Origin of the sequence: Gardnerella sp. DNF00476 (genome assembly GCF_049262735.1) — a bacterium.
Taxonomy (GTDB): domain Bacteria; phylum Actinomycetota; class Actinomycetes; order Actinomycetales; family Bifidobacteriaceae; genus Bifidobacterium; species Bifidobacterium vaginale.
This window is the reverse complement of record NZ_CP058401.1, coordinates 901,331-913,986: the sequence shown is the minus strand read 5'-3', so window position 1 is coordinate 913,986 and position 12,656 is coordinate 901,331. Positions and strand designations below refer to the sequence as shown.

Annotated in this window: 9 protein-coding genes and 1 other RNA gene; 1 reads left to right on the top strand and 9 read right to left on the bottom strand. The window is 45.5% G+C overall.

Annotation, left to right across the window (positions count from 1 at the left end; all coding sequences use genetic code 11):
* Window positions 1–142: 142 nt before the first annotated feature.
* From HXT25_RS03695 to HXT25_RS03685, 3 genes are all read right to left on the bottom strand, one after another.
* The gene (locus HXT25_RS03695) at window positions 143–1,264 is read right to left on the bottom strand and encodes a phosphoesterase (protein WP_041160695.1); all 1,122 of its coding nucleotides are present in this window, start codon (window positions 1,262–1,264) and stop codon (window positions 143–145) included.
* A 616-nt stretch (window positions 1,265–1,880) separates the two neighbouring features.
* An RNA gene (gene ffs / locus HXT25_RS03690) (signal recognition particle sRNA small type) lies at window positions 1,881–1,977 on the bottom strand.
* A 67-nt stretch (window positions 1,978–2,044) separates the two neighbouring features.
* Complete coding sequence (locus HXT25_RS03685) at window positions 2,045–3,187, bottom strand: inositol-3-phosphate synthase (RefSeq protein WP_048731013.1); 1,143 nt, start codon at window positions 3,185–3,187, stop codon at window positions 2,045–2,047.
* Window positions 3,188–3,321: 134 nt separating this feature from the next.
* On the opposite strand from HXT25_RS03685, the gene HXT25_RS03680 reads away from it, so the two are divergent.
* Window positions 3,322–5,682, top strand: coding sequence for a transglycosylase domain-containing protein (locus HXT25_RS03680; RefSeq protein WP_422118683.1), 2,361 nt, complete (start codon window positions 3,322–3,324; stop codon window positions 5,680–5,682).
* Between the two features lie 632 nt (window positions 5,683–6,314).
* Here HXT25_RS03680 and HXT25_RS03675 read toward each other — a convergent pair.
* From HXT25_RS03675 to HXT25_RS03650, 6 genes are all read right to left on the bottom strand, one after another.
* Window positions 6,315–7,028 (bottom strand): HAD family hydrolase, encoded by a 714-nt coding sequence (locus tag HXT25_RS03675; RefSeq protein ID WP_004112821.1) that lies wholly within the window; start codon window positions 7,026–7,028, stop codon window positions 6,315–6,317.
* A 121-nt stretch (window positions 7,029–7,149) separates the two neighbouring features.
* The gene (locus HXT25_RS03670) at window positions 7,150–7,764 is read right to left on the bottom strand and encodes a heat shock protein transcriptional repressor HspR (RefSeq protein WP_004112824.1); all 615 of its coding nucleotides are present in this window, start codon (window positions 7,762–7,764) and stop codon (window positions 7,150–7,152) included.
* A 40-nt stretch (window positions 7,765–7,804) separates the two neighbouring features.
* On the bottom strand, window positions 7,805–8,848 hold the full coding sequence (locus HXT25_RS03665) for a DnaJ C-terminal domain-containing protein (RefSeq protein WP_422118682.1): 1,044 nt from the start codon (window positions 8,846–8,848) through the stop codon (window positions 7,805–7,807).
* 209 nt (window positions 8,849–9,057) lie between these two features.
* Entirely contained in the window at window positions 9,058–9,828 is a 771-nt protein-coding gene (gene grpE, locus HXT25_RS03660; protein WP_415698217.1) for a nucleotide exchange factor GrpE, read from the bottom strand.
* Entirely contained in the window at window positions 9,828–11,729 is a 1,902-nt protein-coding gene (gene dnaK, locus HXT25_RS03655) for a molecular chaperone DnaK (RefSeq protein WP_119675597.1), read from the bottom strand. The genes grpE and dnaK overlap by 1 nt, the downstream gene beginning before the upstream one ends.
* Window positions 11,730–11,925: 196 nt before the next feature.
* Complete coding sequence (locus HXT25_RS03650) at window positions 11,926–12,654, bottom strand: HesA/MoeB/ThiF family protein (protein WP_020760421.1); 729 nt, start codon at window positions 12,652–12,654, stop codon at window positions 11,926–11,928.
* Between the last annotated feature and the right edge of the window lie 2 nt (window positions 12,655–12,656).

The following is a 12,656-nucleotide window of genomic DNA, read 5'->3' as shown; positions in this document are numbered from 1 at the left end:
GTATGCATATTCCGCGCTTTTACTACTCAATCCACGCAAACTCTAACGCAATACGCGTTTCATATTCAACAAAATCAACAAAATCAAACTTTGCGAAATATCAGCATATACTCCTATATATACCACTTTACTTATTTTTTATTCAATTAGACGATAATCTTAACAATAAATCGTCCTCATCTTGACGTTTTGGAACTTCGCTTTTTGAAGGAGGAGTAGGCGGAGCACCAACTAATCCTAGCCTACTTAAAGGAGCTGCACTGGATTGTCTAAGAACCATCAAAACGCCGAAAGTCAAGCTACACACTCCTGCTACAGCCCAATATGCGCAAGAGTGCGATACCCCTATAGCCCATTTTGCACCTAAATCTATTCCTGGCATAATCTGGTAAATCATGTACGAACAGTAAGTTAGGCAGATTATTCCCATTGTTATCATTGCGCTTCCAACGATTTGCACGCTTATAGATGATCTTCTTGAACCTGGCACGTCCATTCCAGATGATCTTGTAAAAATCAACACTGTTGATGTTACAGCACCAACTATGAGTACGGATATCATAACGTCTGCCGGTCTGTGCCATCTGCCTCCCAAAAGAGCTATGGCAAGCAGAAATGTGATTATTGCTGAGCCAAGTGCAATCCATGCTCTAAAAGCGCGACTTACAGCGCAAACAAGCAGCGCGCACGCAGCCGCCATTAGTAGCATGTGACCAGACGGAGCGGAATTTTTTGCAAGCGTTGCTACATTTACTAGGATCGGACGCGGAAGCACACGTTTTAGAGGCTCTGCAGCTAGAGATAAAACTAGTATTACAGCGCATTGCGCAATCAGCCACCAGCGTTTTCTTATGATTGATATTATTGCTGCCGCAGCGCAAATCAAGGCAGATAAGACTATAACGAGTATGGAACTTCTAAGCGGAGTTAGTACAACAGACAGCCACGACGGAATGGCACTATATCCAAAAGTACTAATCACCATTTCTTCATACGACTGACCTATTGCGGTTCTAACGGCTAGAATCCACATGATTGATGCAAAAGATGCAAAAAGAACAGCACACAGCGCACACAAAGCTATTGTTGATATTCTAGGACGATTCATCAGCGGATCGAGCTTAGAAATATCTTGATTAGCCTCGCTGCTTTGAGAATTTTGACTATTTTTGATATTTTCACCAATGCCGCTAATTTGGCTATTATCACTGTCGTCGCTGCCATCGCTAATCTTGCTGCCTTCAAATAGACTCATACCAAGCATTTTATCAAACAACACTCCACTCGCTACAGGGTTATGTAGATTACGCCAAATGTGGTGGAGATTCGAGATTTTTCGCAGCGAAAGAGATGTATCGCTCGCGCGTTACAGCGCGCTCACGTCTTCGCTTGCGTTGAAAGCACACTGTGCTTTCAACTTTGAGCAAGCTCAGCGAATCGAAGTGCATTCGCGCGCTACGCTTTAAGCGCTCATGCAAGTCGATCCGCAGTCCTCCGATGGTGACTCGCCGAGAGAGCAAGAAAAATCGAGAATCTCGGTGATGAAAACTACGCAATTGTTCAAGCATGTAAGAGGGCTGGGTGATTCTTGGTCGAACAATATAAGAGCGGCAGCCGATACCAAATAGTCCAATGATCAACCACTACAAAACAAACTTCAACCAAAAAACAAAATCAAAGACAAAACGGAACAACCGCAACAACAAGAAACACACAAGAGGCGGAGCGTTGTGAGACAAGAAACACCCAGCCCTCGCGCAACAACAAATGGGTAATATCGCTTGCGTTATATTTGCATCACGAGCGAGACAAATCTAACGAAAATCAGTCAAAAAACGTTACAAATGTCTCACGAGCGAGACAAATCTAACAAACTTTATATAAGAAAACCCCCGCGCACCCACCAGAGGCCACTTACCCTTGCTGCATTCCTGCCCTGGGGGGATTGGGTGACGTAGTGCCACGCGGAGGCTCTACCTATATTACACGATTTTGGCTACAAGTCGAGCGCAAGTCGGAAGCTTCCGCACCATTAGGCGCATTGCTAGGCGCGCCACACGCTTTTACCATGCTCTTTTGCAGCCTCAACATCTGCATTAAGCTGCGACTCATCTGCCTCAACATCTCCAGCAATATAGCGCTCAACGAGTTCGCGCGCCTCGCTATCTTCATGCTGAACAGCTGGCGACTTCATAAAGTAGGAGCTAGGAGCCAAAATCGGACCCGAAAGCTTGCGATCCAACGCAATCTTCGCCGCACGCACAGCGTCTATAACAATGCCTGCAGAATTAGGCGAATCCCACACTTCGAGCTTGTACTCTAAGCTAAGCGGAACATCGCCAAAAGTGGTGCCCTCTAAGCGCACAAACGCAAACTTGCGGTCGTCAAGCCAAGCAACATAATCCGAAGGACCAATGTGCACGTTGTGATCATCCATATTGTGCGGAACAATCGAAGTAACCGCGCGCGTCTTAGAAATCTTCTTCGACTCAAGCCTAGAGCGCTGCAACATGTTCATAAAGTCCATGTTTCCGCCAACATTCAGCTGGTAAGTGCGATCCAAACGCACTCCTCTATCTTCAAAAAGTCGCGCCATAACGCGGTGCGTAATCGTAGCTCCAACCTGACTTTTAATATCGTCGCCAATAATCGGAACGCCTGCGTCACGGAACTTTTGCGCCCAAACTGGGTCGGAAGCAATAAAAACAGGAAGGCAGTTTACAAACGCGCATCCAGCTTCCATAGCTGCAATCGCATAAGCCTTGTCTGCCTGCTCGGAGCCTACTGGCAAGTAAGACACAAGCACGTCTACATGCAAATCGCGCAAAACCGCGGCAACATCCACAGGTTCTTCTTCAGATTCGTCAATCATCTGCTTATAGTAGTCGCCCAAACCATCGTAAGTAGGTCCACGCTGCACTTTAACACCAAGATTAGGCACATCTGCAAAGCGAATCGTGTTGTTTTGCGAAGCATAAATCGCCTCGCTTAAATCATGACCCACTTTTAAAGCGTCAACATCAAAAGCTGCTACAAACTCAATATCTCGCACACGATATTGCCCAAAAACAGCATGCATTAATCCTGGAATTTTATCGCCATCATTGGCATTTTTGTAGTATTCAACGCCTTGAACCAACGACGAAGCACAATTGCCAACACCGGCAATGGCAACGCGGATACTCATATAAACTCCTTGCCCAAAAACAGCAGCATATAATCATGCTGCACTAACACACTTTTATAATACTAGCTTTTACAAATATTACACATGATATTACATATGATTAAAATTCCTCGCCAAGCGCTAACTTGGATTATATGGTTGCAAATAGTAATGGACAAAATTCGCACTCTTCTAATACAGGACGCACTGTAAGAAGCGCGACTTCTGCAGAGGAAAAACGACGCGCAAACGCCAGAACTGGAACAGCCAGACCAAGCGCAACAAGGCAGAGGCGTCAAAGAAGAAAACACAAAAGAATCCGCGACACGTGGCGAACAAAACATCCAATCCTATTTTGGGCATTAATCATAATTTTTACACCAATAATCCTTGGCACACTCGTATTTGCGGTTATGTATGTAAACACCGACATTCCGCAGCCAGATAAGATTGCGATGGCAGACAAAACCAAGGTGTACTACGCAGATGGAAAAACAGAAATCGGTAGTTTTGCGGAACAAAATCGAGAAATCATAAGTTGCTCTGCGCTAAAACCATATGTTGGCAACGCGATAGTCGCAAGCGAAAACAGATCGTTCTACAAAGACGGTGGAATTGATTTTAAAGGAATTGGACGCGCAATAATTCACAACATAACTTCTAAAGGACGCTGGGGCGGGTCCACAATCACACAACAGTATGCAGAACGCTACTATCTTGGTGAAACAAAAACGTATTTAGGCAAGCTTCACGAGGCGATTCTAGCTCTAAAAATCGCGCAAACACAAGATAAAAATACTGTGCTATGTAACTATATGAACACTATTTATCTTGGTCGCGGAGCGTATGGAATACAAGCGGCAGCAAAAGCGTACTTTGGTGTAGAAGCAAAGGATCTTACACTATCTCAAGCAGCAATGCTGGCTGGAATAATCCCTGCACCAAGCAGCTGGGATCCTGCAATTATGCCTAAAGAAGCGAATATGCGATTCAAGCGCGTTCTTAGGATTATGCGTGAAGACAAGTACATTACTGACGCAGAATATAAAAGCGCTAAAATGCCACAAACCATTAATCAGACTAAGCAAAACGTTTATTCAGGACCTCAAGGTTATTTGCTTAACATGGTTCGCAGCGAGCTTACTCAAAGCGGAGCTTTTACAAAGGAAGACCTTGATACTGGCGGATATCGTATTGTTACAACAATCGACAAAGCTAAGCAGGATTTAATGTTTAGTGTGGCAAGCCCTGCTATGGGTGGTCGCGGAATCGCTCCAGCTGGGTTGCAAGTAGGTGGAATGAGTGTAAATCCTAAAGACGGGTCAATCATATCTGTTTATGCTGGAGATGACTATCTTTCTAAACCGCTTAATAATGCTACTCAAGCCCTTTATGAGCCTGGAAGTACCATGAAGCCATTCGCTTTAATCGGTGCTATTCAGGCTGGAACAAGTCTTAATACGCTGTTTAATGGAAATTCTAACCTAAAGTTTGAAGGCATAGATAAGCCTGTTAACAACTATGCAAACACTAATTGGGGAACAATCAACCTTTATAAAGCAACAGCAAACTCCGTGAACACGCCGTTTATGTCTTTGCAGCAAAAGCTTGGGCGTAGGGCTGTGGCTCATACTGCTGTTACGGCTGGCTTGGATCCTAAGAGGATTAATGGCGAAAATCCGTTCACAGTGTTGGGTAACGACCCTGTGCATGTGAGCGAAATTGCGCGAGCCTATTCTACGATAGCAAATCAGGGGCGTAGACCAGATATTCATATTGTTGCTAGCGTTAAGAATCCAGATGGAAAAGAATTTTATAGGGCTCCAACATCTGGACGACAAGTGTTTTCTCCAGCAGACATGGCTCTTACCACTAAAGCTCTGCAAGGCGTTGTTCAATATGGTACTTCTACGGAAGCTAGGGGTGTTGGCAAACCTATAGCCGGAAAGTCTGGTACCGCAAACGATGAGACTGCATGCAGCTTTGTTGGTTTTACTCCTAGTGTTGTAACCGTGTTTGCTATATGGTATCCGAATGCGCAGGGAAATCCTCAGCCTGTTCCGTCTTTCCGCGGTTATCCAGGCGGTGTTGGGTATTCTGCGCACTTGTTTACAAAGTATATGCGTCACGCGCTCACTGGAATGCCTACCGAGAAATTCCCAGAAGCTAAGGATAACGGCAAAATTGGTGGCGAAGATGGCAAGTGGGGACTTGGAGGCAATAGGCGTACTTCGGAATACGACTACTCGGATAGAGCTTCTGACAATAAAGAGCCTTATAAGGAAAATAAGGATAAAGTAGATAGGACAGAAAATAAGCCTTCAGATTCTGCAGGCGCGGCTGCTGGCGACTCTTCACGCGGGTCCGAAGGATCTTATGGATCTGGGCTTGGTTCGGGAGAGTCTGGTCAATCTGGTCAGTCTGAACGCAATTCGTCTGGAGCATCTAGCTCGGCAGGATCGCCATATGGATACTCTGGATCAGAGACTCAAGAAGGCGCTGCTGGCGGCGATTAATCTACGTGATTCTGTAATCTCGTAGTGCGTTCGCGCGCTTAGACCGCGCGAACGACATTTCATATTTACTGTTTACTGTTGCGCGAGGGCTGGGTGTTTCTACGCTCGCACGGATTAGCCGCGCTCACTCCTTCGCCGCATGTAAAGTCCACTGGACTTTACATTTAAGCGGCTCAGCGAATCGAGGTGACTTCTCGCGCGCTATGCAGCTCGAAGTCGTCGATTCGCACAACGCTCCGCCTATTGCGTGTAGTCTGTTGTTGCGGTTGTTCCGATTTGGCTTTAATTTTGTTTTTTGGGTTGAAGTTTGTTTGTAGGGTGATTCATTGGATTATTTAGTATCGGCTACCGCTCTTATACTGTTCGACCAAGAATCACCCAGCCCTCTTACGTACTTGAACAATTGCGTATAGCTTAATCACCGAGATTCTCGATTTTTCTTGCTCTCTCGGCGAGTCACCATCGGAGGACTGCGAATCGACTTGCATGAGCGCTTAAAGCGTAGCGCGCGAATGCACTTCGATTCGCTGAGCTTGCTCAAAGTTGAAAGCACAGTGTGCTTTCAACGCAAGCGAAGACGTGAGCGCGCTGTAACGCGCGAACGACGACCTGCCATGTAGTGCGTTTGTATGTTACTGCGCAATTCGAGCAATAATGTAGCGCTCAAGCGTTTGAGGCGTAACATCTTCGTATCCATGTATATCAGCGAATTGCGGTCCGTTACTTACGTCTAGATTCGAGTACGCTGTTTGTGCAAGAGTCGTCGCCCCCGAAGCTGCAGCCGACTTTAACCCTGCAAACGAATCCTCAATAGCGATGCAATACTTCATGTTTTGCGCACTAATACCAAGCAGTTTCCCTGCTGCTAAATATGGCTCGGAGCTTGGCTTTGTAGCATATCCATCGTCTCCGCAAATGTATCCTGCAAACGCACCTTTTGGCGCATGGTTCACAATGTTTTCAACAAGTCGCCTTGGTGAATTGCTCACTAGAATCGAAGGGATTCCTGCATCCGCTAATTTTTGCAAAAGATTCAGAACGTCTGGTACCCATGGAACCTCTATCTGCTCTTTTTGCGCTACATAGTCCACCATCGCGTTGCCGATTTCTTCAACGCCCATTTTTGTTCCGCGAGCAATCATGGCTTCAGCAACATCTTTTAAAGATCCACCAGAATACTGCCAAGCTAATTCTTCGTTCCATTCGCCACCATGTTCTTTTGCGATTTGGATTTCAGCATCATGCCAATACGGTTCCGAATCAATTAACGTGCCGTCCATATCCCAAAAGACTGCGGAAAGCTTGTGATTTGTGGTGTTTTGCGCTGCTGTTGTGTTTATTGCCATCAATACCCTTTGTTTTGTCGCTTTACGTATGCGATATTTATCAATTTTATATTTACATTTTATATTTAAACATTTGATTAGTATTTAATAATATCTAAACTAATGTTAGACTGCTACATTGCTATATTCTGAATGCTCGCCACAAAACAACAGACTTATCGTCGTTTAAATCATCATAATCACAATTGTTGTATTGAGCATCGTTTTGCGAGTGAGAATGTTTATTATACGATGATGGCAATGCTCGCTGCTGAACACGAATGTCGCGTCGCCAATCCTTTGCGCTTTGTGACCTTTGAACTTCTACAATATTCCCATCTACAGTCGCAGTAAAAATATTTCGTTCAGCGCAATTGGCTTCTTCAATCAAGTGTCTTACTTGTCTTTTAAGCTGGCGATTTTCTTCTTGCAAAGCCAAAATACGCATTATTCCAGCAAGATTTACTCCATCCTCTTGGCTTAGTTTTTGTGTTTGCACAAGCCTATCTATGTCTCTAAGAGAGTATCTTCTAGCTCCACCTTCTGTACGCTGTGGCATAATCAAGCGCAGCCTGTCGTACTGTCTTAGTGTTTGTGGATGAGTGTCGGTTAGGTTGGCTACGTGGCTTACTGTAAAAATCGGCATGTCGATTTTAAAGCCGACTTCATCTGCGCCGTCAAGAGTTGCGCTTCCACGCACTAACGCCACTGCACACATTTCGTACAATGCTTTAGTTTGGCGCTCCAACCTAACCATGACTTTTCCTTTCTACACGCACACACTAAGCGATTTGTTGCTATGCGCGCAAATCGTGCACTTCTTGCTCATATGATTCTCCGCATGCCTTGTTGAATTCTTTTGCAGCACGCTTTATCATCATGCCAGATCGCTTTGGTATTTGTATTTGTACGATTCCTACAAAGGCTCCATTTTTACCTGGCACGCCTTCGCCTTCTACACGTACTTCGCTACCGCTAGATGTTCCAGCTGGCACTTTAAACACTACTGGCTTACCATATAGGTTTTTAAGCGTGACTTTTGCTCCGCGAACAGCCTCATCTAGTGTAAGCGGAAGATTTGCCACTAAATCACAGCCGCGTAGAGAAAAATTATCAGTTTTTTCTACCTGAACCTGTAAGTACATATCTCCAGCTTCTCCACCAAACTTCCCTGGCTTGCCCTTGGACTTTAAGCGGATTTTTTGCCCATCTTTTACTCCTGCTGGAATATGAGTTTTGAACGACTCTCCGCCCGATCGAAGCGAAACCGTAGCACCTTTGAACGCTTGTTTAAATGTCAGTTTGATTGAAGTTGTAATGTCTTCACCGCGTTCAGGCGAATTTTGTGGAGCAGATTGACCATATTGACCATATTGACCATATTCTGCGCCACCATTAAAGCCACTTCCTCCAAATCCTTGCGAAGATTGCGCTCCTGCACCTCCCGTGAACATGGAGAATATGTTTCCCATGTCTGGTCCAGCTCCGCTTGTGGAGAATCGCACGCGAGACCCATTTGAGCCTCCGAACATCGATGAGAATATATCGCTGAATCCACTTGCGTCGAATCCGCCTGCTCCAGAGCCTCCAGCGAATCTTGCTCCGCCCGCTCCAAATTGGCGTATCGCATCGTAACGCTGACGTGTTTGCTTATCTTTCAAAACGTCATACGCTTCGGACACGTCTTTGAATTTTTCTTCCGCTTCTTTTGTTTTGTTTAAATCAGGATGATATTTTCTAGCTAGTTTTCTGTATGCTTTTGTGATTGTGTCTTCGTCGGCATCTTTGGAGACACCGAGCACTTTGTAGAAATCTTTGGCTAACCATTCATTTTCAGCCATTTGTGCCTCCTTCTTATGTTTCGAGCACATTGGCATAACATTTATATATAAACCTTAAATACAAACCTACTCGTGTTGGTTTTGCGTTTTTAAACAGTGTTTTAAACGTTTTAAACCAGCACGAGTAAGTTTTTATGGGATTCTTCGCTAGTCGGTAACTGCGTTTTATTGCGTTACATACAAACCATACGAATGTTTCACAGCGTGTTTCACGAGCTTGCTGGCGACGCAACAACTACTCTAGCTGCGCGAATCACTCGATCTCCGATCCTGTATCCTGCTTCTACAACAACATCTACTGTGTCTTTTGTAGCATCTGGATCTGGCTTATGCAGAATCGCATCGTGCTTAGTCGGGTCAAATTCTTCGCCCTTTTCGCCGAACTTTTCAACGCCGAATTTCTCAAATGCTTTGTCTAACTTTGCAGCAACGGCTTTAAATGAATCGTCCATATCACTATGTTCACGAATACGATCAATATCATCTAAAGCAGGTAGCAAAGCTGTTAAAACATCGATAATTCCATGTTGACGGAATCGATCTTGCTCTTTAGAAGCACGGTTGCGGAAGTTTATGAACTCTGCTCGCTCGCGTTGCAACGCTTCCAAATACTCCGCCGCCTCTTTTTTAGCTTTGCCAAGCGGTGTTAAAGAATCTTCTTCTTCGTTGCTTTGCGTGTCTGAAGAATCATTATTTTCTTTCGACTTACTAGCGTTGGCTTCATCGTCGGTTGCTGGCGACTTTTCCGCATCGGCACTTGCATTAGCGTCCACATCTTGTGTTGGCGTATCTTGCGTCGCCGCATGCTTTGCCTCATGAGCAGCTGCGTCTTGTGCTTCGTTTTGTGATGCATCCACATGCTCACTAGACGAGGCTGCACTAGCAGAATCAGCTGGATTTGACGATTCTTCCAAATCGCCAGCATCCGAAGGCACATCTTCCAATCCGCTCAAGTAGTCGTTGGCGTTAAACTCGGACATTACTTGTTGTCCTTATCGTCCTTGTCGTCGTCCACCACTTCGGCGTCAACCACGTCGTCATCCTTTGCAGAAGATCCAGCGCCTGCATTTGCATCAGATGCAGCACCAGCAGCGCCAGCCTGTGCACCTGCAGCACCAGCAGCACCCTGCTGAGCGTAAAGCTGCTGACCAATCTTTTGAGCAGAAGTCATAAGCTCGCTCTGAGCAGACTTAATCTTCTCAATATCATCGCCCTTCAAAGCTTCCTTCAAAGCATTAACCTTTTCGGTAACTTCCTTGGAGATTTCGTCAGAAAGCTTATCCTTATTATCGTTCACAAGCTTTTCAGTCTGGTAAGCGAAAGATTCTGCCTGGTTACGAGTATCAGCTTCTTCCTTACGCTTCTTATCTTCAGCTTCGTGAGCTTCAGCTTCCTTAACCATGCGGTCAATCTCGTCCTTTGGCAAACCAGAACCGCCAGTAATCGTCATGGACTGTTCCTTGCCAGTGCCCTTATCCTTAGCGGAAACGTGCACAATGCCATTAGCATCAATGTCGAAAGTCACTTCGATTTGTGGAACGCCACGAGGAGCTGGAGCAATACCAGTCAACTCAAAAGTACCAAGAGGCTTGTTATCGCGAGCAAACTCACGTTCACCCTGATAAACCTGAATCAACACGGATGGCTGATTGTCTTCTGCAGTAGAGAACACTTCAGAGCGCTTAGTTGGAATTGCGGTATTACGCTCAATAAGCTTCGTCATAATTCCACCCTTGGTTTCAATGCCCAAGGAAAGTGGAGTTACATCAATAAGCAGAACGTCTTTTCGGTCTCCCTTAATAACGCCCGATTGCACGGCTGCACCAACAGCCACAACCTCATCTGGGTTCACGGACTGATTCGCTTCCTTACCGCCCGTAAGCTCCTTTACAAGCTCCTTGACGGCTGGCATACGAGTTGAACCACCAACAAGCACCACGTGATCAATCTGGCTTACGGAGATGCCAGCATCGGAAAGCACGTTGTTAAATGGCGTACGGCAGCGACCGAGCAAGTCGGAAGTCATCTCCTCAAAGTGAGCGCGAGTCAAAGTCTCATCCAAATGCACTGGAGTTCCGTCTTGAGTCATTGCCAAGTACTGCATAGAAATTGAAGCAGAAGAAGAAGAGCTAAGCTCCTTCTTTGCCTGCTCAGCAGCTTCCTTCAAGCGCTGCAAAGCAATCTTATCCTTGCTCAAATCAACGCCGTACTTGTTCTTAACTTCGCCAACAAGCCAGTCGATAATCTTCTGATCCCAGTCATCGCCACCCAAGTGGTTATCGCCATTAGTTGCCTGCACCTGGATTGTAGAGAAGCCGTCGTCATCCTTACCAATCTCAAGAAGCGACACATCGAAAGTACCGCCACCCAAATCGAATACCAAAATGCGCTCGTCTTCCTTGCCTTTTTCGAGGCCGTAAGCCAAAGCTGCAGCAGTTGGTTCGTTAATAATACGCAGCACGTTCAAGCCTGCAATCTTACCTGCATCCTTAGTTGCCTGACGCTGTGCATCGTTGAAGTAAGCTGGGCATGTAATAACAGCATCGGTTACTGGCTCACCAAGGTAGGCTTCAGCATCGCGCTTCAACTTCATTAAAACCTGTGCGGAAATCTCTTGTGGAGTCCACTTCTTGCCATCAATCTCAACAGACCAATCCGTACCCATATGGCGCTTTACAGAGCTAATCGTGCGATCAACGTTTGTAACTGCCTGACGCTTAGCGACTTCACCAACCAAGATTTCGCCCGACTTGCTGAATGCCACCACGGATGGTGTTGTACGCGCACCTTCTGCGTTAACAATAACTGTTGGACTGCCGCCTTCAAGCGTTGCAATGCAGGAGTTCGTTGTTCCTAAATCAATACCTACTGCGCGTCCCATAATATCTCCTAGCTATCTTATCTATGTACCTTTTAATCTATGTACTCAAATTCTTGGCAGCCAGCCTTGCGACTAACCGCTTTTTCTTTTTACAAAACTTGAGTCTAACACACTCAAGTTATTAAAGTCAAGCATTTTCGCACGCGATTCGCAAAAACTTAATACTCCCACACTCAACTTTTGCATTACGCAAAGTTCACGCAAATCTAAAATGTCGAAGCGAGTTATCAATGGCGTTATATCGAGCCAAAACCCCAATAAGCGGCTTTCCTATACCAGTTATAATCTTGATTGCTTCAGTTGCCATCATTGCGCCAACAATAGCTGCAGTTGCGCCTAATACAGCCGATTTTGGCACTTTTTCTTTAGGCGGAGGGCAAGTATACAAGTCGCGCAAAGCAGGTCCTTTTCCTGGCACAAAAACGCTTACTTGACCTTCATAATAAAGAACTGAGCCATAAACTTCTGGCGTGCCAGCACTACAAGCAGCATCCGCAATCAAAAAGCGCGTAGCAAAATTATCACAACCATCAATTATTAAGTCGTGATTTTCTACAAGTTGTTTTGCGTTGTCTTCATTAAATCTATTTACAAGGTTGATTTTTAAACCTGGAGATAATGCCTGCAAGCGCTTAGCTGCAAGTTGCGCTTTCGACTTGCCACACTGATCAACAGTGTATAAAGTCTGCCTTTGCAAATTAGAAAGCTCTACAACATCGTCGTCGCAAATAGTGATTTCACCAACTCCTGCAGCAGCAAGCGAAAGCAAGCACGGCGAACCAAGTCCACCTGCCCCAACCATGCAGATTTTCGCATCGCGAAGTAACTGCTGATGTTCATGCGTAAAGCCTGGCAGGAGCAAGTGGCGGCAAGTGCGTTCCGCCTCAAGCTCCTGCAGGTTGTCATAAATCTTATTAATCGTCATAC